This window comes from Azospirillum terrae, from assembly GCF_053470425.1.
Genome location: NZ_JBPXMR010000001.1, coordinates 14,238 through 37,976, shown reverse-complemented (window position 1 = coordinate 37,976; position 23,739 = coordinate 14,238). Strand labels below are relative to the sequence as shown.

Annotated in this window: 27 protein-coding genes; 19 read left to right on the top strand and 8 right to left on the bottom strand. The window is 68.2% G+C overall.

Translation table 11 applies throughout. From position 1 onward, the window contains the following. The first annotated feature begins 42 nt into the window (after positions 1-42). Entirely contained in the window at positions 43-192 is a 150-nt protein-coding gene (locus ACSVDD_RS00180; protein WP_448187261.1) for an aa3-type cytochrome c oxidase subunit IV, read from the top strand. Positions 193-400: 208 nt separating this feature from the next. On the opposite strand, the gene ndk is transcribed toward ACSVDD_RS00180, so the two are convergent. Then, entirely contained in the window at positions 401-823 is a 423-nt protein-coding gene (ndk, locus tag ACSVDD_RS00175) for a nucleoside-diphosphate kinase (RefSeq protein ID WP_448187260.1), read from the bottom strand. 155 nt (positions 824-978) lie between these two features. On the opposite strand from ndk, the gene ACSVDD_RS00170 reads away from it, so the two are divergent. The 3 genes from ACSVDD_RS00170 (at position 979) to ACSVDD_RS00160 (ending at position 4,268) form a co-directional block, all read left to right on the top strand. Next, positions 979-2,868 (top strand): ABC-F family ATP-binding cassette domain-containing protein, encoded by a 1,890-nt coding sequence (locus ACSVDD_RS00170; protein WP_448187259.1) that lies wholly within the window; start codon positions 979-981, stop codon positions 2,866-2,868. Further along, positions 2,865-3,524: an exopolysaccharide biosynthesis protein gene (locus ACSVDD_RS00165; RefSeq protein WP_448187258.1), complete on the top strand. Its 660-nt coding sequence runs from the start codon at positions 2,865-2,867 to the stop codon at positions 3,522-3,524. Before ACSVDD_RS00170 ends, ACSVDD_RS00165 begins: the two co-directional genes overlap by 4 nt. A gap of 135 nt (positions 3,525-3,659) precedes the next feature. Continuing rightward, complete coding sequence (locus ACSVDD_RS00160) at positions 3,660-4,268, top strand: class I SAM-dependent methyltransferase (RefSeq protein ID WP_448187257.1); 609 nt, start codon at positions 3,660-3,662, stop codon at positions 4,266-4,268. 60 nt (positions 4,269-4,328) lie between these two features. On the opposite strand, the gene ACSVDD_RS00155 is transcribed toward ACSVDD_RS00160, so the two are convergent. Next, positions 4,329-5,132: an SDR family NAD(P)-dependent oxidoreductase gene (locus tag ACSVDD_RS00155; protein ID WP_448187256.1), complete on the bottom strand. Its 804-nt coding sequence runs from the start codon at positions 5,130-5,132 to the stop codon at positions 4,329-4,331. Between the two features lie 108 nt (positions 5,133-5,240). Between ACSVDD_RS00155 and ACSVDD_RS00150 the strand changes: the two genes are divergently transcribed. Further along, a complete protein-coding gene (locus ACSVDD_RS00150) occupies positions 5,241-6,107 on the top strand; it encodes a YicC/YloC family endoribonuclease (protein ID WP_448188489.1) in 867 nt (288 codons plus the stop codon). Between the two features lie 6 nt (positions 6,108-6,113). Next, positions 6,114-6,773: a guanylate kinase gene (gmk, locus tag ACSVDD_RS00145; RefSeq protein WP_448187255.1), complete on the top strand. Its 660-nt coding sequence runs from the start codon at positions 6,114-6,116 to the stop codon at positions 6,771-6,773. An 81-nt stretch (positions 6,774-6,854) separates the two neighbouring features. On the opposite strand, the gene rsmA is transcribed toward gmk, so the two are convergent. The 4 genes from rsmA to ACSVDD_RS00125 all read right to left on the bottom strand — a co-directional run bounded on the left by rsmA (position 6,855) and on the right by ACSVDD_RS00125 (position 9,902). Next, positions 6,855-7,703: a 16S rRNA (adenine(1518)-N(6)/adenine(1519)-N(6))-dimethyltransferase RsmA gene (gene rsmA / locus ACSVDD_RS00140; protein ID WP_448187254.1), complete on the bottom strand. Its 849-nt coding sequence runs from the start codon at positions 7,701-7,703 to the stop codon at positions 6,855-6,857. A 24-nt stretch (positions 7,704-7,727) separates the two neighbouring features. Then, positions 7,728-7,922: a hypothetical protein gene (locus ACSVDD_RS00135; protein WP_448187253.1), complete on the bottom strand. Its 195-nt coding sequence runs from the start codon at positions 7,920-7,922 to the stop codon at positions 7,728-7,730. Between the two features lie 238 nt (positions 7,923-8,160). Next, positions 8,161-9,012, bottom strand: coding sequence for an alpha/beta fold hydrolase (locus tag ACSVDD_RS00130; RefSeq protein ID WP_448187252.1), 852 nt, complete (start codon positions 9,010-9,012; stop codon positions 8,161-8,163). A 35-nt stretch (positions 9,013-9,047) separates the two neighbouring features. Then, positions 9,048-9,902 carry a lytic transglycosylase domain-containing protein gene (locus tag ACSVDD_RS00125; RefSeq protein WP_448187251.1) on the bottom strand — a complete coding sequence of 285 codons (855 nt, stop codon included), beginning with the start codon at positions 9,900-9,902 and terminating at the stop codon, positions 9,048-9,050. A gap of 151 nt (positions 9,903-10,053) precedes the next feature. Here ACSVDD_RS00125 and ACSVDD_RS00120 point away from each other — a divergent pair, with 151 nt between their 5' ends. Together ACSVDD_RS00120 and ACSVDD_RS00115 are read left to right on the top strand one after the other, a co-directional pair. Continuing rightward, complete coding sequence (locus ACSVDD_RS00120) at positions 10,054-11,550, top strand: aldehyde dehydrogenase family protein (protein ID WP_448187250.1); 1,497 nt, start codon at positions 10,054-10,056, stop codon at positions 11,548-11,550. 455 nt (positions 11,551-12,005) lie between these two features. Then, positions 12,006-12,434 carry a bacteriohemerythrin gene (locus tag ACSVDD_RS00115; RefSeq protein ID WP_448187249.1) on the top strand — a complete coding sequence of 143 codons (429 nt, stop codon included), beginning with the start codon at positions 12,006-12,008 and terminating at the stop codon, positions 12,432-12,434. Between the two features lie 100 nt (positions 12,435-12,534). On the opposite strand, the gene ACSVDD_RS00110 is transcribed toward ACSVDD_RS00115, so the two are convergent. Then, the gene (locus ACSVDD_RS00110) at positions 12,535-12,855 is read right to left on the bottom strand and encodes a Gas vesicle protein V (RefSeq protein ID WP_448187248.1); all 321 of its coding nucleotides are present in this window, start codon (positions 12,853-12,855) and stop codon (positions 12,535-12,537) included. Between the two features lie 162 nt (positions 12,856-13,017). On the opposite strand from ACSVDD_RS00110, the gene ACSVDD_RS00105 reads away from it, so the two are divergent. Genes ACSVDD_RS00105 through ACSVDD_RS00090 form a run of 4 tightly spaced genes read left to right on the top strand, consistent with a single transcriptional unit; the run spans position 13,018 to position 17,214 of the window. Continuing rightward, the gene (locus ACSVDD_RS00105; protein WP_448187247.1) at positions 13,018-15,411 is read left to right on the top strand and encodes a penicillin acylase family protein; all 2,394 of its coding nucleotides are present in this window, start codon (positions 13,018-13,020) and stop codon (positions 15,409-15,411) included. Then, positions 15,408-16,640, top strand: coding sequence for a threonine ammonia-lyase (locus ACSVDD_RS00100; RefSeq protein ID WP_448187246.1), 1,233 nt, complete (start codon positions 15,408-15,410; stop codon positions 16,638-16,640). Before ACSVDD_RS00105 ends, ACSVDD_RS00100 begins: the two co-directional genes overlap by 4 nt. Before the next feature lie 41 nt (positions 16,641-16,681). Further along, a complete protein-coding gene (locus ACSVDD_RS00095; protein ID WP_448187245.1) occupies positions 16,682-16,942 on the top strand; it encodes a DUF4160 domain-containing protein in 261 nt (86 codons plus the stop codon). A 5-nt stretch (positions 16,943-16,947) separates the two neighbouring features. Next, the gene (locus ACSVDD_RS00090; protein ID WP_448187244.1) at positions 16,948-17,214 is read left to right on the top strand and encodes a DUF2442 domain-containing protein; all 267 of its coding nucleotides are present in this window, start codon (positions 16,948-16,950) and stop codon (positions 17,212-17,214) included. Position 17,215: 1 nt separating this feature from the next. On the opposite strand, the gene ACSVDD_RS00085 is transcribed toward ACSVDD_RS00090, so the two are convergent. Beyond that, positions 17,216-17,695 carry a flavin reductase family protein gene (locus ACSVDD_RS00085; RefSeq protein WP_448187243.1) on the bottom strand — a complete coding sequence of 160 codons (480 nt, stop codon included), beginning with the start codon at positions 17,693-17,695 and terminating at the stop codon, positions 17,216-17,218. 162 nt (positions 17,696-17,857) lie between these two features. Between ACSVDD_RS00085 and ACSVDD_RS00080 the strand changes: the two genes are divergently transcribed. The 7 genes from ACSVDD_RS00080 to ACSVDD_RS00050 all read left to right on the top strand — a co-directional run bounded on the left by ACSVDD_RS00080 (position 17,858) and on the right by ACSVDD_RS00050 (position 23,731). Next, complete coding sequence (locus ACSVDD_RS00080; protein WP_448187242.1) at positions 17,858-18,952, top strand: flagellar motor protein MotB; 1,095 nt, start codon at positions 17,858-17,860, stop codon at positions 18,950-18,952. 188 nt (positions 18,953-19,140) lie between these two features. After that, positions 19,141-20,640 (top strand): circularly permuted type 2 ATP-grasp protein, encoded by a 1,500-nt coding sequence (locus ACSVDD_RS00075; RefSeq protein WP_448188488.1) that lies wholly within the window; start codon positions 19,141-19,143, stop codon positions 20,638-20,640. Next, positions 20,637-21,620, top strand: a complete 984-nt coding sequence (locus ACSVDD_RS00070; protein ID WP_448187241.1) for an alpha-E domain-containing protein — start codon at positions 20,637-20,639, stop codon at positions 21,618-21,620. The genes ACSVDD_RS00075 and ACSVDD_RS00070 overlap by 4 nt, the downstream gene beginning before the upstream one ends. 1 nt (position 21,621) lies before the next feature. Further along, complete coding sequence (locus ACSVDD_RS00065; protein WP_448187240.1) at positions 21,622-22,362, top strand: arginyltransferase; 741 nt, start codon at positions 21,622-21,624, stop codon at positions 22,360-22,362. A 73-nt stretch (positions 22,363-22,435) separates the two neighbouring features. Next, complete coding sequence (locus tag ACSVDD_RS00060) at positions 22,436-22,651, top strand: AbrB/MazE/SpoVT family DNA-binding domain-containing protein (protein ID WP_448187239.1); 216 nt, start codon at positions 22,436-22,438, stop codon at positions 22,649-22,651. Then, complete coding sequence (locus ACSVDD_RS00055; protein WP_448187238.1) at positions 22,638-22,994, top strand: type II toxin-antitoxin system PemK/MazF family toxin; 357 nt, start codon at positions 22,638-22,640, stop codon at positions 22,992-22,994. The genes ACSVDD_RS00060 and ACSVDD_RS00055 overlap by 14 nt, the downstream gene beginning before the upstream one ends. A 197-nt stretch (positions 22,995-23,191) precedes the next feature. Then, on the top strand, positions 23,192-23,731 hold the full coding sequence (locus ACSVDD_RS00050; protein ID WP_448187237.1) for a TRAP transporter small permease subunit: 540 nt from the start codon (positions 23,192-23,194) through the stop codon (positions 23,729-23,731). The last annotated feature ends 8 nt before the right edge of the window (positions 23,732-23,739 follow it).

Here is a 23,739-nt window from a genome sequence, read left to right as displayed (position 1 = left end):
CCGGCCACCAATTCCCCGAGAAAGCTTCGAGGAGGGGTAGCCATGGCCATCGCCGAAGGTCACGACCGCTTTGTCAGCGACGAACTGGTGCGCGAGCACGCGCGCGGTTGGGAATCGTTCACCCAGTTCATGAAATACGCTGTGGGAGCCGCTGCCGCGATCCTCATCCTAATGGCGATCTTTCTGCTGTAAGCGACTGTTCTTCCCACATTTTAGTCATGACCGAGCTTGCCCCGGTCTCCACGCCAATGCCGCCACGCACCAGAGTCGCCGTGGATGCCCGGGTCTGGGCCCGGGCATGACGAAAAGGGAAAGTCCGACCAGGACGCCATCCGAACACAAAAAAGGCCGCTCCGAAGGGCGGCCTTTTCCATGTCGGCAAAAACCCGTCAGGCTGAAATCAGCCGACCAGCTCCAGGCCGCTGAAGAAGAACGCGATCTCCTGGGCAGCGGTTTCCGGAGCGTCCGAGCCGTGCACCGAATTCGCCTCGATCGACTCGGCGAAGTCCTTGCGGATGGTGCCCTCGGCGGCGTTCGCCGGGTTGGTGGCGCCCATGATCTCGCGGTTGCGGGCGATGGCGTTCTCGCCTTCCAGAACCTGGAGGACCACCGGACCGGAGATCATGAACTTCACGAGGTCGTTGAAGAACGGACGCTCGCGGTGCACGCCGTAGAACTCCTCGGCCTGGGCCTGGCTGAGCTGGAAGCGCTTCTGCGCGACGATGCGCAGGCCGCCGTCTTCGAAGCGGGCGTTGATCTTGCCGGTCAGGTTGCGGCGGGTCGCGTCGGGCTTGATGATCGACAGGGTGCGCTCGAGGGCCATGGCGGTGGTGCTCCTGGGTAAAATCTTCTCTCCGGCGCTCCCCGGCCGGGGGCACCTGTTGCGCGGCGTTATAGCGGCGCGCGGGACGCTCGGCAACCGGATACCCACCCGATCACTTCAAACCGAGGCCGTCTCGTGCTACATCCCGCAGCGACATGCTTCATATCAATGACCTGACGTTCCGCTACGGCGGCCGCGTGCTGTTCGACCAGGCGACCGCGGTCGTGCCGAGGGGGCACCGCGTCGCCCTCGTCGGCCGCAACGGTTGCGGCAAGAGCACGCTTCTCAAGCTCATCGCCGGCACGCTGCACGCCGATGGCGGCAGCCTCACGCTGCCCACCGGCATGCGTATGGGCATGGTGGCGCAGGAGGTGCCGGCCGGCGCCACCAGCCTGATCGACACCGTGCTGGCCGCCGACACCGAGCGCACCGCGCTGCTGGCCGAGGCCGAAACCGCGCACGACCCGAACCGCATCGCCGAGGTGCACACCCGGCTGGCCGACATCGAGGCGCACTCCGCCCCGGCGCGCGCGGCGCAGATCCTCTCCGGCCTGGGCTTCGATTCCGACCAGCAGCTTCGGCCCTGCTCGGACTTCTCCGGCGGCTGGCGCATGCGCGTGGCGCTGGCCGGCGTGCTGTTCGCCCGGCCGGACCTGCTGCTGCTCGACGAGCCGACCAACCACCTGGATCTCGAAGCAACGATCTGGCTGGAGAACTATCTCAAGAACTACCCGCACACCATTCTGCTGGTCAGCCACGACCGCGACCTGCTGAACTCGGTGCCGACCACGACGATCCACGTGGACCAGGGCAAGCTGGTGACCTACAGCGGCAACTACGACCGCTTCATCGCCACCCGGCGCGCCAACATCGAGCGCTTGCAGTCGCAGAACGCCAAGACCGAGGCAGCGCGCAAACACGTCCAGTCCTACATCGACCGCTTCCGCTACAAGGCCAACAAGGCCCGTCAGGCGCAGAGCCGGATCAAGATGCTGGAGCGCATGGACACGGTCGTCGAGATCGCCGTGGATGAGCGCGTCAGCTTCGACTTCCCGCAGCCCGAGGGCCTGTCGCCGCCGCTGATCGCGCTGGAGAACGTCACCGTCGGCTATGGCGACAAGGCGATCCTCAAGCGCGTCGATCTGCGCATCGACATGGACGACCGCATCGCGCTGCTGGGCGCCAACGGCAACGGCAAATCGACGCTGGTCAAGCTGCTGGCCGGCCGGCTCCAGGCCATGCACGGCGAGATGCGGCGGCCGGGCAAGCTCAAGATCGGCTATTTCGCCCAGCATCAGGCGGAGGAGCTGGACCTGTCACTGACGCCCGTGCAGCAGATGCAGCGCGTCATGCCGCTGGTGCTGGAGGAGAAGGTGCGCGCCCACCTCGGCCGCTTCGGCTTCCCGCAGGCGAAGGCGGAAACCAAGATCTCCAGCCTGTCGGGCGGCGAGAAGGCGCGGCTGCTGTTCGCCATGATGAGCCGCGAGGCGCCGCACATCCTGATGCTGGACGAGCCGACCAACCACCTGGACCTCGACAGCCGCGAGGCGCTGATCCAGGCGATCAACGGCTTCGAGGGCGCGGTCATCCTGATCAGCCACGACCCGCACCTGATCGAGCTGACCGCCGACCGGCTGTGGTTGGTGGCGGACGGCACCTGTCGGGCCTTCGACGGCGACATGGACGACTACCGGCGGATGCTGCTCGACCGCTCGCGGGCCGAGCGGTCGGAGGCCAGGGGAGACACCGGCCCCAGCCGCAAGGACCAGCGCCGCGCCTCGGCCGAAGCGCGCGTGGCGCTGGCGCCGCTCAAGAAGAAGGCCACAGACGCCGAGACGGCGGTGACCAAGCTGAGCACGGAAAAGGCGAAGATCGAGGCCAAGCTGGCCAACCCGAAGCTCTACGAAGGGCCGAGCGAACCGCTGCGCAAGTTGCAGATCGACCTGGGCGCGGTGGAGAAGAAGCTGGCGGCGGCCGAAGAGGTCTGGCTGGAGGCGCTGGAAGTCTACGAGGCGGCGGCGGCCGAGGCGGGCATCGCCGCATGAGCGCAGAGCTGGACGAGGACTGCCCGGACCTGTGCGGCGCCGAGGGCGAACCGCAGCGCACCTCTGACGTGCTGGCCGGATTCCGCGCCGATCTGCCCGCCGGCCGGGTGACCCTCGCCCACCTGATCGCGGCGCTCGGCGACCGCTCGCTGGGCACGGTGCTGCTGGCGCTGGCGCTGCCGACCATCGCGCCGGTGCCGCTGGGCGTTTCGGTGCTGTGCGACCTGCCGCTGATGCTGTTCTCGCTGCGCCTGCTGTTCGGCAAGCGCGACGCGGTGTTGCCGGGGTGGCTGCTGACGCGCTCGGTGTCGCAGGCGACGGCGGCGCGCATGCTCGACGCGGTGATGCCGCGGCTGGTGTGGATCGAGGCGATGCTGAAGCCGCGCCAGCGCCGGCTCGCCGAAGTGGACAAGGAGCGCTGGTTCGGCCTGCTGGTGTTCGTGCTGATCTCCATCTGCATCGTGCCGGTGCCGCTGATGGGCTGGCTGCCCGGATTCGCGCTGGTGCTGATCTCGTTGGGCCTGATCGAGCGCGACGGCGGCGCGGTCGGCGTCGGGCTTCTGCTGGGCGTCGGCGCGGTGGTGGCGGCCGTCATGCTGGTGTCCGGCCTGTCGTATGCGGGGCATGAGCTCCTCGCAAATCAGCCTACACCCTGACGGCGGTCGTCCAGCGGGTTGCAGCGACTGCCCTTTTGTTGGATAACGAATTCAGGGAACCATGGTTCGGGACCCCCGGGCGCGTGTTTGTGTTACCGGGGGCATCAGGCAATAACCACCGGCGAAAGGCCGATCATGACTCCAACGGAATTTTCCGTCGCCGAGAAAGCCAAGACCTCCAAGACGCCGCACCCGGCGTGGGTCTTCTTTCAGCGGTGGATGGCCAACCCAATGTCGATGGGATCGGTGACTCCGTCCGGCCCCGGCCTGCGCAAGCTGATGCGCGAAAATCTGGTCTGCGGCCCCGATGAGGTGATTGCCGAGTTCGGCGCCGGCACCGGCGCCATCACCCGGGCACTGCTGGAAGGCGGCATCCCGAGCGAGCGGATCTATTCCTTCGAGATCGACCCGCACCTCGCCCGCTATGTGCACGGCGTCTACCCGGACGTGAACGTCATCAACACCGATTGCCGCAAGGTGGCCGAGACGCTCGGCCCGGACCTCGTCGGCAAGGTCGGCACGGTGGTGATCGGCATCCCGATGGCGATGCTGCCGATGAACACGCAGCGCGAGATCGTCGAGGCCACCTTCAGCGTCATGCCGGAAGGCCGCCGGTTCCTGCTGTACACCTACATGATCCACTCGCCCCTCAATCTGAAGGAGCTGGGTCTGAAGGGGAAGCGGATCGGCTTCACCTGGAAGAACGTGCCGCCCGCGTCGGTCTGGGCCTACTGGAAGGCCTGACCCGCCGGTCCGCATACCGCCGTCCTTGAAAACACCCCTTCCCCAAAGGAAGGGGTGTTTTCATGCGCGCGTACCCGATTCGCGGGCGTCGGCCGGCTTGCGCGGCATCCGCGCCACGATTCCGTCCACCCAGCCCGCCGGCAGCGCCGACAGCAGCCAGACCATGGCGGCCATCGGCCACGGAAAGGCGATTCGCCCGACGTTGCGCGCCAACGCCCGCCGGATCAGCTCGGCCGCCTGATCGGCGTCCATCAGGAAGGGCATAGGGAACGGGTTGCGCGCGGTCATGCGGCTGCGCACGAAGCCGGGGCAGATCACCGACACCCCGATCCCCTGCCCGGCCAGTTCGCCGCGCAGCGACTCGCCCAGCACCCGCACCGCCGCCTTGCTGGCGCAATAGGCCGGCGCGCCGGGAACGCCGCGAAACCCCGCCAGCGACGCCATCAGAGCGATCTGCCCGCGCCCGCGCCGCCGCATGGAGTCGATGGCGGGGTAGATCGTGTTCAGCACGCCGTCGAGGTTGACCGCGAAGATCCGCCGCGCCTGCTCCTCCGTCTCGCCCTCCAGGCCGGTGCCGGCGGAAATCCCGGCGTTGGCGATCACCAGATCCACGGGATGCTCCGCGTCAAATCCGGCGAACCACGCGGCCATGGCGGCGCGGTCGGCGGAATCCACGACGCCGGCCGCCACCAATGCGCCGCGCGCCCGGCAGCGGTCGGCAACCGAGTCCAGGCGCAACGCGTCGCGCCCGGTGAGGCCCAGCGCCATGCCTGGGCCGGCATAGGCCAAGGCCAGCGCCTCGCCGATGCCGCTGGAGGCGCCGGTGATAACGACTGACCGGGGGCCGGAGAAGGAGGGGTGCATGTCGCCTCACCGCTTGTTGGCCCGCAGCACGCGAGCTATAAGTTGTTCCCGCCAAGCCCACAGATTGTATCCGAGGCCGCCGTGACCGCCCACCGCCCCGTCGCCAGCATGACCGGATTCGCCCGCGTGGACGGCCACGCCGATGGCTATGCCTGGACGCTGGAGGCCAAGAGCGTCAACGGCCGCAACCTCGACCTGCGCTGCCGCATGCCGGCCGGCTTCGACCAACTGGAGGCGCAGGCGCGCGCCGAGATCCCCAAGAAGCTGGTGCGCGGCACCGTCAACCTGACGCTCAGCGTGACGCGCACCTCGACCGTCTCGCAGCTGCGCATCAACCGCGAGCTGCTGGCCCAGGTGCTGGAACTGTCGCGCGAGATCGAGGGCCAAGGCGCCGCCGCCCCGCGCCTCGACGCGCTGCTCACCGTGCGCGGCATCATCGAGCCGGTCGAGGAGGACGAGACCGAGGCGCGCGCGCGCCTGGACGAGTCGCTCAAGAAGGATCTGGCCGCCGTGGTCGACCGTCTGGCGTCGGCCCGCGCGTCGGAGGGGGGCCGTCTGGTGACCATCCTGAACGGCCACCTGGACGAGATCGCCCGGCTGACCGAGGCTGCGGCCGCCTGCTCCTCCGTGCAGCCCGAGGTGTTGAAGGAGAAGCTTCGCGCGCAGGTCACGGCACTCATCGACGCCGTGCCAACGCTGTCCGAGGACCGGCTGGCCCAGGAGGCGGCGCTGATCATCGCCAAGGGCGACGTGCGCGAGGAGATGGACCGCCTGCGCGCTCACATCCAGGCGGCGCGCGATCTGCTGGCCGAGGGCGCCGCCATCGGCCGCCGCTTCGACTTCCTGTGTCAGGAATTCAACCGCGAGGCCAACACGCTGTGCTCCAAGTCCTCGGACGTGGAGCTGACCCGCATCGGCCTTTCGCTGAAGGCTTCCATCGAGCAGCTGCGCGAGCAGGTGCAGAACATCGAGTAGAGTTTCATGGCCCTGCCCTCCGATCATCCGAGCCCGAAGGACATCCGCCGCCGCGGGCTGATGCTGGTGCTGTCGTCGCCGTCCGGCGCCGGCAAGACGACGATCTCGCGCCGCCTGCTCGACCGCGACGCCGGCATCACCATGTCCGTGTCGGTGACCACCCGCCCCATGCGCCCCGGCGAGGTTCCCGGCACCGACTATTATTTCGTCGACATGCCCGAGTTCGAGCGCATGGCCGAGGCCGGCGAACTTCTGGAGTACGCCCGCGTCTTCAACAACTGCTACGGCACGCCGAAATCCACGGTGGAGCAGGCGCTGGCGGCGGGGCGCGACGTGCTGTTCGACATCGACTGGCAGGGCACGCAGCAGCTTGGCGAGAACGCCCGAACGGATCTGGTCAGCGTCTTCATCCTGCCGCCGTCCGGCGAGGAGCTGGAGCGCCGCCTGCACACCCGCGCCCAGGACTCGGCCGAGGTGATCGCCCAGCGCATGGCCAAGGCGTCCGACGAGATCAGCCACTGGGCCGAATACGACTACGTCATCGTGAACAACGACGTCGAAGAGAGCGTGATCTCGGTGCAGTCCATCCTGCGCGCCGAGCGCCTGAAGCGCACCCGCCAAGTGGGCTTGCCGAAATTCGTGCAGGCGGTTCAGGCGGCGCTGTAAGCGCTTGTTCTTTCTTGCTTTTTTCGTCAGGCCCGTCCCCGGACTTGATCCGGGGACGGGCCTGACGGTTTCGGAGAGGCGTCAGGGGTTTCGTTGCGCCCTCACCGCCCGCGCCAGCGCGGCGAACCCCGCCACCGGAATTTCCTCCGCCCGCGCCGTCGGCACGAGCCCGGCTTCAGCCAACAGCGCTTCCGCATTCCCCAGCGACTTCAGGCTCTGCCGCAGCATCTTGCGGCGCTGCCCGAAAGCGGCGGCGGTCACCGCCTCCATGTCCGCCCACTCCGCCGGTTCGGGTGCGGCGCGCGGCGTCAGATGGACGACGGTCGATTCCACCTTCGGCGGCGGCGTGAATGCCTGGGGCGGCAGGTTGAACAGGACGCGGGCGTCGGTCTGCCACTGCGTGATCACCGACAGCCGGCCGTACGCCTTGCTGCCCGGTTGCGCCACCAGACGGTCGGCGACCTCCCGCTGGAACATCAGCGTCAGGCTGACATACTCCTCGATCCGCTTCAGCCAGCCGATCAGCAGCGGGGTCGCCACGTTGTAGGGCAGGTTGGCGACGATGGCGCGCGGCGCCGCGGTCAGATCCACCGGATCGACGTCCAGCGCGTCGGCCTCGATGATGCGCAGCCGGCCGTCCGCCGCCTCCACCACGTCCTGCAACGCCTCGGCAAAGCGCGTGTCACGCTCCACCGCCACCACCTCGCGGGCCTGCGAGGCAAGCAGCGCGCGGGTCAGCCCGCCCGGCCCCGGACCGACCTCGACCACGCCGACGCCCGCGGACAGGCCGGCCGAGCGCGCGATGCGTCCCGTCAAGTTGAGGTCGAGAAGGAAGTTCTGCCCAAGCGACCTCTTGGCGCCAAGCCCGAAGCGGGCAATGACGTCGCGCAAGGGCGGCAGGCTGTGCGGATCGAAGGGAGCGGCGGTCATGCCGCGGTTATACGGCGCCTGCCCTCACTCGTCACCACGGATGACGCGCACCTCGCCGAACAGCAGCGCGCCGATCACCAGCACGGCGATGCCCAGGGGAATCGCCACGGCGAGCGCCAGGAACAGCCCGGAGACGAACACCAGCACGCCACCCGCCACCAGCGCGGCCAGCATGGCGGCGACGAACGCGCCAAGCTTGCTGGAGACTTGCCGAGCCATCGCGGATTCCCTATAATTGGAGGGTGGGTGATCGGGGTTTCCCCCGACCACCCGCCCTGCTAGGTAAGTTCGAGGGCGATGTGGAGTGCAATCCGCATCGCCCTAACTTTTACCCACAGGGTCAGAGTCAGCTTGCGCATCCTCTTCACCCTCCGAAGTGCCGGCGGCGGAATTGCCCCCGACGCGCGCATCCTATCGTATTCCGTACAACCCGCCGATGCGGCGGATTGCCCTCGCCTCAGCCCTCCAGCAGGAATCCGCGCACGACGGCGATCTGCTCCGGCGTCATCAGCGACGGGGCGTGGGCGCAGTGCGGCACCTCGACAACCCGCGCCTTCGGGCCGCGGCGGCCCATCTCCTCGGCGGTGTCCTTGAGCAGCAGGTCCGAATCGGCACCGCGCAGCACCAGCACCGGGCAGGTGATCCGGTCCCACACCGGCCACAAATTCACGTCGTCCAGCGGCTGGGCGGTGAACGCCTTGCCAATCCCCGGATCGTAGGCCAGCCCGAAGCGGCCGTCCGGCAGCGCACGCGCGCTGTGCTCGGCCATGTGCCGCCATTCCTCGTCCGACAGCTGGCCGAAGCCCATCAGCACGAAGCGCAAATAGGCTTCCACCCCACGAATGTCGTCGAACACCGGGTCCTTGCCGACATAGCCGGCGATGCGCTCCAGCCCTGCCTTCGGCACCAGGGGGCCGATGTCGTTGATCACCAGCCGGCGGATCGGCGATTTCGGCTGCGCGGCCAGCAGCATGCCGATCAGCCCGCCCATCGACGTGCCGACCCAGTCCACCGATTCCACGTCCAGCCGCGCGATCAGCGCCGCCATGTCGGCCAGATATTGCGGGTAGCCGTACAGGTCGGGGTTGGTAAGCCGGTCGCTCCGCCCACGCCCCACCACGTCCGGGCAGACCACCCGCGCGGCGTCCGCCAGATCGAGCGCCAGATGGTCGAAGTCGCGGCCATTGCGGGTCAGCCCATGCACGCACACCACGGTGCGTGGCGCGTCGTCGCGGCCCCATTGCGTGTAGGCCACCGTGTGGAAGCCAACGGCGCTCAAACCCAGGTAGCTGCGTTCGGACATCGGCATGCGGGCGTCTCCCCTAGGTTTCTCCCGCCAGTGTATCAGCGCGGCAAGGCCGCTGTCCGCTTCGGTATGTGCGGCGAGGGATCGGCCGCCGCCGGATCGAAGGGGTGCATCGCCCGCGGATAGATGCGGCCGATGAGCTGCACGTACGTGCGCGTCTCCTCATAGGGCGGTACGCCGCGGTGGCGGTCCACCGCCCCTTCCCCGGCGTTGTAGCCGGCCAGCGCCAGCGTCACGTCCCCGCTGAAATAGGCGAGCAGCCAGCGCAGGTACTTCATGCCGCCACGCAGATTCTCCTGCGGGTCGAACACGTCGCGCACGGCGAAGCGCGCCGCGGTGTCGGGGATGAGCTGCATCAGCCCGGCCGCCTCCTTGGGCGACACCGCGTTGGTGCGGAAGGCACTCTCCACCTGGACCACCGCCAGCACCAGATCGGGGTCGAGCCCGTACGTCGGCGCCATCGCCTTGACCATCCGCACGATCTCCTCCGGCGGGGCGACGGGGCCGCGCAGCGGGGCAGCGCCGGGCCGGCAGTACGGGCGGATGCGGCCCACCTCGCCGGGCACGTAGCGCACCAGCTTCTGCGCTTCCGCATGGCCGCGGCTGGCGGCGGCGCGCAGCCACGCCGTGCCGACGCGCCGGTCCTTGGGCACGCCCAGGCCGAACAGATAGCGCCGCGCCAGCTTGTAGGCGGCCTGCGTGTCGCCGGATTCGGCGGCTTCGCACTCGGCGGCGAAAGGACTGCGCGGCGTATCCCTGGCCTCCTTCTCGCCACCGCGGACCACCGCCACGCCATTCTCCACCACGCGCGATGCACCCCAAGCGTCCGAGAAGAGCGGGACGGTCAGGAACACCAGCGTGGTCGCCAGAAACTTGCGGATGAAACCCATCATTCTCCCCGGAGGCAGCGGGAGGATAATGGACTTGCCAGCCCGACTCGGCAAGCATACGGTGCCGAATAGGTGCACCGCGCCGCCGAGCCGGCCGGCGCACCGTCAATGAACGAACAAAGACGCCGGTCACCGGAGGAAAGAGGAAACCACCATGTCCAGCACCATCGCGCCCGTGCTCGATCCCTTCGCCCTCGCCCGTGAGCTGTCGGGCAAGCAGCTGATCGACGGCCAGCTCGTCGCCCCCCGCTCCGGCCGCAGCTTCGACGTGGTGAATCCGGCCACGCAGGAGACCGTCGGCCAGGCCGCCTTCGGCGACGAGGCCGACGTGGCCGCCGCCGTGGCCGCCGCGGTCAAGGCGCAGAAGGAGTGGGCCAAGCGTCCGGCGCGCGAGCGCGGCAAGCTGGTGACCGAGTGCGGCCGCATCCTCGACGCCCACAAGGAGGAGATCGCCCGCCTCGTCACGCTGGAGACCGGCAAGGCGCTGCGCACCGAGTCCCGCATCGAGGCCGGCGTGCTGTCCGATGCCTTCACCTTCTTCGGCGGCCTGGGCGGCGAGCTGAAGGGCGAGACGGTGCCCTTCAACCCGAAGATGCTGACCATGACGGTCCGCGAGCCGATCGGCGTGGTGGGCGCCATCATCCCGTGGAACGTGCCGCTGATGCTGATGGCGCTGAAGATCGCGCCGGCCATGGTGGCGGGCAACGCGGTCGTGGTGAAGTCGGCGGAGGAAGCGCCGTTCGCGGTGCTGCGCGCCTGCCAACTGATGCAGCAGGTGCTCCCCCCCGGCGTGCTGAACATCCTGTCGGGCATGGGGCCGGAGTGCGGCGCGCCGCTGGTGGCGCACCCGAAGGTCGGCAAGGTGACCTTCACCGGCTCGGTGGAGACCGGCAAGATCGTCTACAAGACCGCGGCCGACAAGCTGATCCCGGTGACGCTGGAGCTGGGCGGCAAGAGCCCGATGATCATCATGGGCGACGCCGACCTCGACCTCGCCATCGCGGGGGCGGTGTCCGGCATGCGCTTCACCCGCCAGGGCCAGAGCTGCACGGCGTCCTCGCGCATCTTCGTGCACGAGAGCCTGCACGATAAATTCGTCGAGACGCTGAAGGCCAAGGTGGACGCCATGAAGATGGGCGACCCGCTGGACGAGGCCACCGACATCGGCGCCATCGTCAGCCGCGGGCAGTTCGAGAAGGTGCTGAACTACATCAAGATCGGCGGCGAGAGTCCGGGCGCCAAAGTGGTGAAGTGCTCGGCCATGCCGACCGACGAGCGGCTGGGCAAGGGCCTGTTCGTGCAGCCGGTTCTGCTGGTGGACATCCCCCGCGATTCCGCCCCGGCGCGAGAGGAGATCTTCGGCCCGGTGGCCTGCATCTTCAAGTTCACCGACTACGAGGACGCCCTCCAGGCCGCCAACGACACCGAGTACGGTCTGGCCGCGACGATCTGGACGCGCGACCTACGCACGGCGATGGACGCCGCGCACCGGCTGGAGGCGGGTTTCGTGCAGGTGAACCAGAACCTGGTGGTGCAGCCGAACCTCAGCTACGGCGGCGTCAAGGCGTCGGGGTTGGGCAAGGAGGCGACGCTGGAGTCCATGCTGGAGCACTTCACCCACAAGAAGACGATCATCATCAACATGGGATGATGGATCGGCGGCGGAGCATCGGGACAGGGGAGCTTCGGCTCCCCTTTTTTGTGCCGACACGCAAGAGGCCGCCGCCCACCTGACGGCGAGACGGCGGCCTCATGGCCAACACCAAAACCTGAAGGAGCTGCGGCGCCTTTTGCGCTTTGCAGGAGCAACCATCGCCGGAAAGGCAGCGGGGCGCAGTGACGGCCGTCACACCGCCTTGACTCACCTGTGCGGCATTCTGCCTACTCGTGTGGGTGGAGAAGACGTGATGCGGAAGACTGCGCTCGGCGCGCTGATGGTGCGCCGGATTGCTCGGGGCGTGCAGCACGCATCACGTACCCATGACCTACAATGCCGGGGCAGTGACACAGAAGGCGTCCACCGCGAAGCAGGATGTGGAAGTGCTGCCCGTCAGCGGCTCACGCAAATACACCGAGGTCCACCTATGACGACTGGAAGGGTTCTTTGTGATCAAATGGTCTGACGCGCTGCTGATCGGGATCCCCGAGATCGATGACCAGCACCGCGCCTTCGTCACCTTGGTGGACCGGTTCCAGGCACTCAGCCAGCACCACCCCAGCCGTGACAAGCTGCGGGCCATCCTGGTCGATCTTATGAGCTACGCGGAGGTCCACTTCATCGCGGAGGAGCGGCACATGCGCTGCGCCGGCTATCCACGGCTGGTCGCGCACGCGCTCAAGCACCACGCCGCCGCCGCCAGCATCCACGCCCTGCTCGCGCAAGACACCGGCAGTATCGAGCGGTATCGCTTCCTCGCGAACTTCCTGAAAACGTGGCTCGTGGACCACATCATGGGCGATGACAAGGCGTTCGGGGCCTGGATCGAGCGGAATCGCCCCACCAAGGTTGCGGCCGACCTCGCAGAGGCCGGGTGACCTCCCGGCAAACGGTCGCGTCCCCGCGCCGAGGACGCCCAGCCACCGCTTCGGCGGCCTGAGCCTCCTCAAGGCAGGGTGTTTCAGAAACAGCGCTCGGTCAGGTCGTCGACCGCCCCGGCGTTCCCCTTGGCGGGAAGCGGCTCGACGTGGCGCGGACCTCGTTGCGCGGCGGGCCGTCGTCGGAGCCGGACTGGCGCGCTTCGCGGTCCAGCGCGCGGGCGTTGTCGGCGCGGGCGATGGAGCCCTCCAGGTCGCGGATGCGCTCGACCAGCGAGCCCATGATGGCCGCACCGGCCTGCCGGGCCTTGAACTGCTCCAGATCCTGCTTCAGCCGCGCCAGCTGACTCTTCTGCTCGGCTAGGGTCGGGCCTTCCTTGCTGCGGGTGATGCGATAGGCCTTCTCGTCGTAGTTCGGCATGTCCATCCCTCCTGGCTTGCATGACCATATCGGGTCTGCGCCCCGCTGTCGCCATAGGACGTACGGGGGATCTACGATCCTTCGGTGCAGGGTCCGGTATCTGCTGTGTCGCCCGGCGTCCTGCACTATGTTTGGAGGCACGGGCGGCGGACGGGTGGGGGAATGCGGCGGTTCCTGAAAGCAGTTCTGGTCATCGTGCTGGTGGTAGCCGTGGTGCCGGCGTTGCTCGCCGGCGGCCTGTACCTGTGGCTGGGCAGCGAGCAGCCGCGCTATGCCGGCAGCGCCAGCCTGCCCGGCCTGGACCGCCCGGTGGAGGTGCTGCGCGACGCCGACGCCGTGCCGCACATCTTCGCCGCCAACGAGACCGACGCGTACACCGCACTGGGCTACGTGCACGCGCAGGACCGGCTGTGGCAGATGGAGGGCATGCGGCGCCTGGGTAGCGGCCGGCTGGCCGAGCTGTTCGGCACGCGCTTCGGCGACTGGACGCTGCGGCTCGACCGGCTGACGCGCACGCTGGGCCTCTACCGCCATGCCCAGGAAAGCTATGCGCTGCTGTCGCCCGAGGCCAAGAAGGCGCTGGACGCCTACGCCAAGGGGGTGAACGCCTACATCGCCACGCGCGCCGAGGCGCTGCCCATCGAGTTCCAACTGCTGCGCCACGAGCCGGAGCCTTGGAAACCCGCCGACAGTCTGGTGTGGGGCAAGCTGATGGCCTTGCAGCTCGCCGGCAACTACCGCGAGGAGCTGTCCCGCGCACGGCTGGCGCAGAGCTTGAGCGCGCAGCAGATCCGCGACCTCTACCCGGACGACCCGCCCGGCTCGCCGGTGACGTTGGCGGCGGGGCTGGAGGGCTTGCGCTTCGACAAGGCGGAAGCCGCGCTGCCGCCGCCGCTGGGCTTCGATCTGGCGTCCAACGAGTGGGTGCTGGCCGGCAGCCGCACGACGACCGGCAAGCCGATCCTCGCCAACGACCCGCATCTCGGGCTGGAGGCACCGGTGCTGTGGTATCTGGCGCGCATCGTCACGCCGAATTACACGATCTCCGGGGCGACCGCGCCGGGCATGCCGTTCCACGCGCTGGCCCAGAACGGCAACGTGGCGTGGGGCTTCACCAACACGCACAGCGACGTGCAGGATTTGTTCGTCGAGCGCGTCGATGCTCAGGATTCAACCCGCACCCTGACCCCGCAGGGCAGCGAGCCCTTCACCACCCGCACCGAAATCATCAAGATCGCCGGCCAGCCGGACGAGGTGCTGAACGTCCGCGAGACGCGGCACGGCCCGGTGATCTCCGGGCTGGAGGGGATGGACGGCGCGCCCTACGGCCACGTGCTGGCGTTGGCCTGGGCGGGCCTGCGCGAACCGGACACCTCGGCCGACGCGCTCTACCGCCTGAACCACGCGCGCTCGGCCGCCGATGTGCGCGCGGCGCTGGCGCGGCACGTCACGCCGCAGCAGAACGTCGTCTACGCCGACACCGCCGGAACCGTCGGCTTTATCGTGCCGGGCCTCGCCCCGGTGCGCCGCAAGGGCGACGGCACGCTGCCGGTGCCGGGCTGGGACGGCGAGCACGACTGGGCCGGGTTCATCCCGTTCGAGGCGCTGCCGCAGACCGTCAACCCGCCCTCGGGCCAAGTGGTCAACGCCAACAACGCGGTGGTCGGGCCGGGCTATCCGTATCTGCTGGCGGCGCACTGGCCCGAACCGCTGCGCGCCGCCCGCATCCAGCAGATGCTGGCCGGCGGCAGCTTCAGCGTGGACGACGTGGCGGCGCAGCAGCTCGACATCACCTCGCTCGCGGTCAAGGAACTGCTTCCGCTGATGCTGGCGATGCCCCAGCCTGACGGCGTGGCGGCGGAGGCGGTCGGCCTGCTCAAGGCGTGGGACGGCCGCATGGACCGCACCCGGCCGGAGCCGCTAATCTTCGACGCGTGGTTCCGCGCGCTCAACCGCGCGCTGTTCGCCGACGAGCTGGGGCCGCTGTTCCCCGAGTTCTGGCAGCAGACGCAGACCGTGAGGCAAGCGCTGACCACCCGCCCGGCGTGGTGCGACAACGTGACGACGCCCAAGACCGAGACCTGCGCCGACGTGCTGCGGGCCTCGCTGGACACCGCGCTGGCCGAGCTGTCACAACGCCACGGCCCCAAGCCGGCGGCGTGGCGCTGGGGGGCGGAGCACGTCGCTCCCCTGCCCCACCCGCTGTTGAGCCGGCTGCCGCTGGTCGGGCGGTTGTTCAATCTGGCGGTGGAGACGGACGGCGACGGCTTCACCGTCAACCGTGGCACCACGCGGTTTTCCGACGCGGCAGCCCCCTACGCGCACGTGCACGGCGCGGGGTACCGGGCGGTCTACGACCTCGCCGACCTCGCCAACTCGCGCTACGTCATCGCCACCGGGCAGTCCGGGAACCCGCTGTCGCCGCACTGGGGCGACTTCGTCCAGCGCTGGCGCGACGGCGGCACGGTGCGCATGGCCGGCGACCGCGAAGCGCTGGCAAAGGCGGGCGCGCAGATCCTTACGCTCAAGCCCAGCTTCGGAGGCCGCTCCCCATGACCACCGTGACCGCCCCCCAGGTCACAGCCGAGGACGTTCACGCCGCCGCATCGCGCCTGTCCGGCCGCATCGCCACCACCCCGGCCGAAGCGGCGCCGCGGCTGTCGGAGTTGGCCGGCTGCGAGGTGTTCCTCAAGCTGGAGAACCAGCAGCACACCGGGTCCTTCAAGGAACGCGGCGCCCTGAACAAGCTGCTGGCGCTGTCGGACGCCGAGCGTCGGGCCGGCGTGATCGCCATGTCGGCCGGCAACCACGCGCAGGCGGTGGCCTGCCACGCCGCCAAGCTGGGCGTGAGCGCCACCATCGTCATGCCGTCCTTCACGCCGTTCACCAAGGTCGAACGCACGGAGAGCTTCGGCGCCCGCGTTCTGCTGGAGGGCGAGACGCTCAGCGACGCCGAGGCCTTCGCCCACGATCTGGCGGCGCGCGAGGGGCTGGTCTTCGTCCACCCCTACGACGACCCGCTGGTGATCGCCGGCCAGGGCACCACGGCGCTGGAGTTCCTGGAGCAGGTGCCCGACCTCGACACGCTGGTGGTGCCGGTTGGCGGCGGCGGGCTGATCGCCGGGATGGCGGTGGCGGCCAAGGCGGTGAAACCGGACATCCGGGTGATCGGCGTCGAGTGCGCCATGTACCCCTCCATGCGCCAGGCGCTGCACGGCGAGGCCATCGCGTGCAGCGGCTTCACCATCGCCGAGGGCATCGCGGTCAAGGCGCCCGGCAAGCTGACGCAGGCGCTGGTCGCGCAGCATGTGGACGACATCCTGCTGGCGTCCGAAGTGGCGCTGGAGGCTGCGGTGTTCCGCATGGCCACCGTGCAGAAACTGGTGGCCGAAGGCGCGGGCGCTGCGGCGCTGGCGGCGGTGCTGGCCGAGCCGGCGCGGTTCCAGGGCAAGCGGGTCGGCTTGGTCGTCTCGGGCGGCAACATCGACGCGCGGCTGCTGGCGCAGGTGCTCATGCGCGGGCTGGTGCTGGAGGGCCGCATCGTCCGCCTGCGCATCGGCCTGACCGACGCGCCGGGGGCGCTGGCGAAGGCGACGCACATCCTGGGCGAAGCAGGCGCCAACATCGTCGAGATCTACCACCAGCGCCTGTTCCACGACGTGCCGGTGAAGATGGCGGAGATCGACGTCATCCTGGAAACGCGCGACCGCACGCACGTGCAGGCCATCGTGGACAAGCTGGCGGCGGGAGGCTTCCCGACGGAGCTGATGGTGGATGTGTCGTAAAGGTTGTGGAGAGCGCCTTCGCGTTCGCATACACTCGTGCGATGCCGACCATTGCATTCATCGCGGGCATGGCCATCGTGCTTTACCCAAACGACCATCCACCGCCGCATTTCCACGTCTTGGCTGCGGACTTCGAAGCACGCATATCCATTGCCGATGGGGTGGTGATCGACTGCCGTGGTAAGATGCGGCATCAGACGCGCCACCTGCTCGCGGAGTGGACGGCGCGGCACCGTAGTGCTTTGATGGATAATTGGCACCGCGTTCGGCGCGCCGAACAGACGCAGCGCATCACGGAGTAAAGGCGATGAGCCCTCGCATAGCCAAGGCCGAGCCCCGCCCAGACTTCACCGTCCTCATCGACTGGGCCGACGGCAGCCGTTCCGTGGCCGATTTCAAGCCGTGGATCGCCAAGGGCGGCGTGTTCGCGCCGCTGGGCGACCCGACGCTCTTCACCATGACCATGAAGATCGACTGGCGCGGCTATTCCCTGGGCTGGCCCGGCGACGTGGAGTTCTCGGCGCAGGGCTTGTGGGACGACGACCGGCAGGCCGCCCGCACCGCCGCCGAATAGCTCACCCGATCGCCGCGTAATTCCCGCGGAAGTACAGCAGCGGCTTGCCCTCGGCGCGCGAGGTCAGGCGGCGGACGCGGCCCACCACGATGGCGTGGTCGCCGCCGTCGTACACCGTCTCCTTGTCGCACTCGATGTTCGCAAGGCAGCCGGTGAGGATCGGCACGCCGGTGTCCCAGCGCTCCACCCCCACACCCTCCCAGCGGTCCTGCTGGTCGCGGCGGGAGAAGCGGCCGGACAGCGGCTCCTGATCGTCGGCCAGCACGTTGATGGCGAACGCCTTGCTCTGCACGAAGAAGTCGTAGGTCTGCGATGCGCGGCCCAGGCTGAACAGCACCAGCGGCGGGTCCAGCGACACCGACGTGAAGGAGTTGACCGTCACGCCCACATGGTGCCCGTCCGGGCACAGCGTGGTCACGACGGTGATGCCGGTGGCGAAGCAGCCGAGCGCGTTGCGGAAGGCGCGGGAATCGAAGGTCATGGCAGCCCTGGCTCGGACCCGTAAAACGGTGGTCGCCGGGGATTAAACCACCCCGCCCCGCGGCGCAAGCCGGTTCTTCCCGCCTATTCCGTTAAACGGATCTTAAGGAAGACCGCGCACCTTGTGGCCGTTGCATTCCGGCCTGGATGATCGACGGTACCGATGGCAGCCAATCCCGCCGGCACAGAACAGCCAATCATCATCAAGAAGAAAAAGGGTGGCCACGGCGGCCACCATGGTGGTGCGTGGAAGGTGGCGTACGCCGACTTCGTCACCGCGATGATGGCGTTCTTCCTGTTGCTGTGGCTGCTCAACGTGACCACGTCGGACCAGCGCAAGGGCATCGCCGACTACTTCTCCCCGGTGTCGGTCAGCCGCGAGACGTCGGGCTCCGGCGGCATGCTCGGCGGGCAGACAGTGACCGCCCCCGGCGCGCAGATCAATTCCAGCTCTCCCGTCGCCCCGGAAATGCCCTCTACGCCCAGCCTGTCCGGCGTCGGCGGCGATGAGCCCATGAGCGGTGCCGAGGGCGGTCCCGGCCAAGCCGAGCAGAAGCCCAGCGAAAACCGCCAGGAATACCAGCAACGCCTGGAACAGCTCGCCAAGCAGCTGGGCGTCCCCGGCCAGAAGCCGGGCGAAAAGCTGTCCGACTTCGCCGACCGCATCAGCGAGGCGACCTCGCAGCTCCAGCAGCAGCAGTCCGAGGGCAAGCAGTTCCAGCAGACCGCCAACGAGATCCGCCAGGCCATCCAGTCGATCCCCGAGTTGCAGCCGCTGGCGCAGAACCTGATGATCGACCAGACGCCGGAGGGGTTGCGCATCCAGATCGTCGACCAGGACCGGGTGTCGATGTTCCCCGGCGGCTCCGCGCAGATGTACCCGCAGACCAAGCAGCTGGTCATGCAGGTGGCGCAGGCGCTGTCGAAGCTGCCCAACAAGCTGTCGATCAGCGGCCACACCGACGCCACACCGTTCGGCGGTTCCGGGCGCGACAACTGGGACCTCTCGACCGAGCGCGCCAACGCGACCCGCCGCGCCCTGCTGGCCGGCGGCATCCCGGAGACCCGCGTCCAGGACGTGGTCGGCCGCGCCGACCGCGACCTGCTGGTGCCCGACCAGCCCGGCAGCCCGCGCAACCGCCGAATCAGCGTGGTCCTGCTGCGTGAGATCCAGGCCAAGGCCCCGGCACCCGGCGGCCAGCCCGCTCCGGCGGCGGCACCTGCGGCAGCCCCGGCTCCCGCCCCCGCGAAGCGCTGATTCCATCATCCCCGCCGCCCACAAAACAGGCAGCCTGCCTGTTTCTCATCCACTCCCCGCGAACTGGTCTTACGCCGCACAACCGTTCCGCACATTGGCCCTGTTGATGCATAGGTGAATGCTCCATACTTCCCGCGGTGCAGCAGGCACCGCGTCTCGATCTGGAGGAGCCGGTGAGCGTGAACGGAGTGACAGCGCCAAAGCTTGGGCCAAAGCTTGGGGCGCGCGACCTCCTGGCGTCGTACGACGCGGGCATCTTCTATGACGAACTGTTCGGCTCCTCGGGAAAGCCGGCGGAGCACACGCGGCCGATCCGGGAACGGCTCGGCCGGCTCGACTTCGAGGACCTGCGCCGCCGGGCTTCGGATGCCGAGAAGGAGCTGTACAACCTCGGCATCACCTTCCTGATCTACGCCGCGCAGGGGGCGGAGGACCGCATCCTGCCCTTCGACGTGATCCCGCGGGTGATCTCGGCCAGGGAATGGGCGAGCCTGGAGGCCGGCATCGTCCAGCGCGTCACCGCGCTGAACCTGTTCCTGCACGACATCTACCACGACCAGAAGATCATCAAGGACGGTGTGATCCCGGCCGATCTGGTGCTGGGCAACGCCAATTTCCGCCCGCAGATGATCGGGCTGGACGTGCCGTTCGACACCTACATCCACATCATGGGCGTCGATCTGGTCCGCGACCGCCACGGCACCTTCTGCGTGCTGGAGGACAACGGCCGCGTGCCGTCCGGCGTGTCCTACGTGGTCGAGAACCGCCACATGATGCAGCGGGTCTTCCCCGACCTGATGCAGGACATCGGCATCCGCTCGGTGGACAACTACGGCCACAAGTTGCTGGAGGCCATGTCGGAGATCGCCCCGCCCGGCGTCGGCGACCCGGAGGTGGCGCTGCTGTCGCCCGGTTCCTACAACTCGGCCTATTTCGAGCACATCTTCCTGGCGCGCGAGATGGGCGTGCCGCTGGTCGAAGGGCGCGACCTCGTCGTCGAGAACGACCGCGTCTACATGAAGACCACCGACGGCCTCGCCCCGGTGCACTCGCTCTACCGCCGCCTCGGCGACGACTTCCTCGACCCGACCGCCTTCAACCCCGACAGCCTGCTGGGCGTGCCCGGCATCCTGGAGGCGTACCGCAAGGGCAACGTGGCGCTCGCCAACGCCATCGGCACCGGGGTGGCCGACGACAAGGCGGTCTATTGCTACGTGCCGCGCATGATCAAGTACTACCTGGACCAGGACGCCATCATCCCCAACATCGACACCCGCATCTGCCGCGAGCACGATGCGCTGACCTACACGCTGGACAATCTGGACAAGCTGGTGGTGAAGCCGGTCGGCGAGGCCGGCGGCTACGGCATCACCATCGGCCCGAAGGCCAGCAGGGCCGAACTGGACGAGTGCCGCGCCAAGCTGATCGCCGATCCGTCCAACTACATCAGCCAGCCGATGGTGGACCTGTCGGTCTGCCCCACCGTGACCGCGGACGGCATCGAGCCGCGCCACGTCGACCTGCGCCCCTTCGCCGTCACCGGATCGAAGACCTGGGTGCTGCCCGGCGGCCTGTCGCGGGTGGCGATGCAGAAGGGCACGCTGATCGTGAACTCCAGCCAGGGAGGCGGGTCCAAGGACACCTGGGTCTTAGAGGATGATGGGGTTCTGGAAGGAGTCGCACCATGAGCCTGCTCGCCCGCTACGCCGAGTGCATCTTCTGGATGGCGCGCTACATGGAGCGCGCGGAGAACCTCGCGCGCGTCCTCGACGTGCAGGAAACCTTCGTGCGCGACAACCGCGGCACCACGGACTGGCTGTCGGTGGTGCAGCTCTACGCCGACGAAAACGCCTTCTTCGCCCGCCACGACAAGGCGACCGCCGAGACGGCGGTGCCGTTCTACGTGCTGGACGCGCAGAACCCCAACTCGCTGGTGTCGATGATCCGCGCGGCGCGGGAAAACGCCCGCACGCTGCGCCCGTGGATCTCGACGGAGATGTGGTCGCAGATCAACGTCTTCTACAACCAGTTGCTGGCGCTGACGCCCAAGGATGTGGTGATGCCGCATCTCAACCGCGTCTGCCGGATGATCAAGGAAGCCTGCCAGACCCACACCGGCATCACCGAGGGCACCTTCTACCGTGACCAGGGCTGGTACTTCTACCAGCTGGGCAAGTACATCGAGCGCGCCGATCAGACCACGCGCCTGCTGGACATCAAGTACCACACGCTGCTGCCCTCGCCCGACGATCTGGGCTCGACGCTGGACATGCTGCAATGGTGCACGGTGTTGCGGTCAGCGGCGGGGTACCATGCCTTCCGGCGCGTCTACCCGCGCGGCATGACCCCCACGGCGGTCGCCGGCTTCATCCTGTACAACGAGGGGTTCCCGCGCTCGGTGGTCATGTGCGTCCGGCAGATCGACGGGCTGTTGACGCGGCTCAAGTCGCGCTACAATTTGCGCCGAGGCAGCGAGGCCATGGAGAAGGTCGACGAATTGCTGGCAACCATCCTGAACCGCCCCATCGACGACGTGATCGCCGTCGGCCTGCACGAGTACCTGGATTGGGTGCAGGAGCAGTTGATCGGCGTCAGCGCGGAGATCGGCCACGCGTTCTTCGGCCAGCAGCCGGCCGCCCTCGCGCAAGCGGAGTCCCAACAGGCGTAGCATGTCGATCATCCCGCCGCACCACCGGCCACTCCAGCAGTTCTTCCGCTCCGGCCCGATGCCGTGCCCCTACCTGCCGGGCCGGGTCGAGCGGAAGCTGTTCACCCGGTTGTCCGGCCCTTACGCGGCGGAGGTGAACTCGACGCTGTCGCGCGCCGGCTTCCGGCGCAGCCACGACATCGTCTACCGGCCGGTCTGCCCGACCTGCACCGCCTGCGTGCCGGTGCGCATCGTGGTGGACGAGTTCAACGCCACCCGCTCGCAACGCCGGGTGACGCGCATCAACGAGGATTTGACCGTCCGCGACGCGCCGGCCATCGCGACCGGCGAGCAGTACAGGCTGTTCGCCCATTATCAGGCCTCGCGGCACGGCGACTCCGACATGGCGCGCATGGCGATGTCCGATTTCGCCGCGATGATCGACGAGGGGCGCGCCGATACCGCGCTGTGCGAGGCCCGCGACCGCAACGGCCGGCTGGTCGCCTGCATGCTGACCGACCGGCTGGGCGACGGCGTTTCGGCGGTCTACAGCTTCTACGACGCGAACCTGGAAAAGCGCAGCCTCGGCACCTTCATGATCCTCGGCCTGATCGAGCGCGCCCGCGCCGCCGGGATGCCGTACGTCTACCTCGGCTACTGGATCGCCCAGAGCCGCAAGATGGCCTACAAGGCGCGCTTCCGCCCGCTGGAAGCCCTGGGCTGCGACGGCTGGTACCGCGTGCCGGACGACGCGACGCCCTGATCGGCGAGCGATCCTTGACAGGTGAACGGAACGGCCTCAATTGTAAGGAAGTTCCTTACGCCCGAAGGAAGCGATGATCACCAGCAAGCTCACCAGCAAGGCGCAAACCACCATCCCGCAACCCGTGCGCGCCGCCCTCGGATTGCATGAGGGGGATGAGATCGCCTACAGCATCGAGGATGGGCGGGTCATCCTCACCCGTGCGGCCCCGGTGCCCGCAGACGATCCCTTCCATACCTTCACCGAATGGAACACCGAAGCGGATCGGCGGGCTTATGCCGACCTTTGAGACGTGGGATATCGTCAAGGTTCCGTTTCCCTACACCGACCGCCCCGTGCGCCAGCGGCGCCCGGCTCTCGTCGTGGCCGCCGGTAACCTGCAAACGAATCACAGCCTCGCCTGGGTTCTGATGATCACCAGCGCCGAAAATCGCGGATGGCCATCCGACGTGCCCTTGAGCGATCTTGATGCCGCGGGCCTCCCATCGCCTTCCGTGTTGCGAACCGCAAAACTCGCCGTCATCGACGCCCGCGACGCGGAGCGCCTCGGCACGCTGGCGGTCGCCGACCGCCCGGCCGTCGCCGCCCAATTGGCTGAACATCTGAGTGCCGCGCTCGGCCCGACGCCCTGAAGCGCATCTTGATCCCCTTGCGCGGCGCCCCAATCTTCCGCCAAAAGAAACGCAAAGGTGTTACCATTTCCGTTCAGGTCCATAAGGGATATCCGCACCTTGCGGCCGGACCGTGAATCGGGGACACCCGAACCAGAAGCGCGCGCCAAGAACCGGACAGGGCAAAGCCCGCCGACAAGGAACAGGGAGAAGAGTCTGTGAGCATCCTGCTGAGGTTGAGCGGGCTGATCGACGCGCTGAACGAGGGCGTCGGCAAGCTCGTGTACTGGCTGATTCTGGTCGCGGTGGTGATCAGCGCCGGCAACGCGTTGGTCCGCTATACCTTCAGCACCAGCTCCAACGCGTGGCTGGAACTGCAATGGTACCTGTTCTCGGCGGTGTTCCTGCTGTGCTCGGGCTACACGCTGCTGCGCAACGAGCATATCCGCATCGACGTGATCATCGGCCGCTTTTCCAAGCGCACGCAGGCGTGGATCGACGTGTTCGGGTTCATCTTCTTCCTGTTCCCGATGGTGCTGCTGATCCTGACCCTGTCCTGGCCGATGTTCATGGACAGCTTCGTCCACAACGAGATGTCCAACAACGCCGGCGGCCTGCTGCGCTGGCCGGCCAAGATCCTGGTGCCCATCGGCTTCCTGCTGCTGGCCCTACAGGGCGCGTCGGAGCTCATCAAGCGCATCGCCTTCCTGATGGGCCTGCGCGAGGAGCCCGGCGACAAGATGCACGGCCATTCGTGAGGACGGGG

Coding starts and splice junctions, on each gene's coding strand:
- ACSVDD_RS00070 (WP_448187241.1), top strand. CDS start 20,637: ATGAGCCTGCTCGCCCGCTACGCCGAGTGCATCTTCTGGATGGCGCGC.
- ACSVDD_RS00060 (WP_448187239.1), top strand. CDS start 22,436: ATGATCACCAGCAAGCTCACCAGCAAGGCGCAAACCACCATCCCGCAA.
- ACSVDD_RS00105 (WP_448187247.1), top strand. CDS start 13,018: ATGCGGCGGTTCCTGAAAGCAGTTCTGGTCATCGTGCTGGTGGTAGCC.
- ACSVDD_RS00165 (WP_448187258.1), top strand. CDS start 2,865: ATGAGCGCAGAGCTGGACGAGGACTGCCCGGACCTGTGCGGCGCCGAG.
- ACSVDD_RS00180 (WP_448187261.1), top strand. CDS start 43: ATGGCCATCGCCGAAGGTCACGACCGCTTTGTCAGCGACGAACTGGTG.
- ACSVDD_RS00130 (WP_448187252.1), bottom strand. CDS start 9,012: ATGCCGATGTCCGAACGCAGCTACCTGGGTTTGAGCGCCGTTGGCTTC.
- ACSVDD_RS00110 (WP_448187248.1), bottom strand. CDS start 12,855: ATGCCGAACTACGACGAGAAGGCCTATCGCATCACCCGCAGCAAGGAA.
- ACSVDD_RS00120 (WP_448187250.1), top strand. CDS start 10,054: ATGTCCAGCACCATCGCGCCCGTGCTCGATCCCTTCGCCCTCGCCCGT.
- ACSVDD_RS00135 (WP_448187253.1), bottom strand. CDS start 7,922: ATGGCTCGGCAAGTCTCCAGCAAGCTTGGCGCGTTCGTCGCCGCCATG.
- ACSVDD_RS00065 (WP_448187240.1), top strand. CDS start 21,622: ATGTCGATCATCCCGCCGCACCACCGGCCACTCCAGCAGTTCTTCCGC.
- ACSVDD_RS00085 (WP_448187243.1), bottom strand. CDS start 17,695: ATGACCTTCGATTCCCGCGCCTTCCGCAACGCGCTCGGCTGCTTCGCC.
- ACSVDD_RS00100 (WP_448187246.1), top strand. CDS start 15,408: ATGACCACCGTGACCGCCCCCCAGGTCACAGCCGAGGACGTTCACGCC.
- ACSVDD_RS00055 (WP_448187238.1), top strand. CDS start 22,638: ATGCCGACCTTTGAGACGTGGGATATCGTCAAGGTTCCGTTTCCCTAC.
- ACSVDD_RS00090 (WP_448187244.1), top strand. CDS start 16,948: ATGAGCCCTCGCATAGCCAAGGCCGAGCCCCGCCCAGACTTCACCGTC.
- ACSVDD_RS00095 (WP_448187245.1), top strand. CDS start 16,682: ATGCCGACCATTGCATTCATCGCGGGCATGGCCATCGTGCTTTACCCA.
- rsmA (WP_448187254.1), bottom strand. CDS start 7,703: ATGACCGCCGCTCCCTTCGATCCGCACAGCCTGCCGCCCTTGCGCGAC.
- ACSVDD_RS00160 (WP_448187257.1), top strand. CDS start 3,660: ATGACTCCAACGGAATTTTCCGTCGCCGAGAAAGCCAAGACCTCCAAG.
- ACSVDD_RS00150 (WP_448188489.1), top strand. CDS start 5,241: ATGACCGGATTCGCCCGCGTGGACGGCCACGCCGATGGCTATGCCTGG.
- gmk (WP_448187255.1), top strand. CDS start 6,114: ATGGCCCTGCCCTCCGATCATCCGAGCCCGAAGGACATCCGCCGCCGC.
- ACSVDD_RS00125 (WP_448187251.1), bottom strand. CDS start 9,902: ATGATGGGTTTCATCCGCAAGTTTCTGGCGACCACGCTGGTGTTCCTG.
- ACSVDD_RS00080 (WP_448187242.1), top strand. CDS start 17,858: ATGGCAGCCAATCCCGCCGGCACAGAACAGCCAATCATCATCAAGAAG.
- ACSVDD_RS00170 (WP_448187259.1), top strand. CDS start 979: ATGCTTCATATCAATGACCTGACGTTCCGCTACGGCGGCCGCGTGCTG.
- ACSVDD_RS00155 (WP_448187256.1), bottom strand. CDS start 5,132: ATGCACCCCTCCTTCTCCGGCCCCCGGTCAGTCGTTATCACCGGCGCC.
- ndk (WP_448187260.1), bottom strand. CDS start 823: ATGGCCCTCGAGCGCACCCTGTCGATCATCAAGCCCGACGCGACCCGC.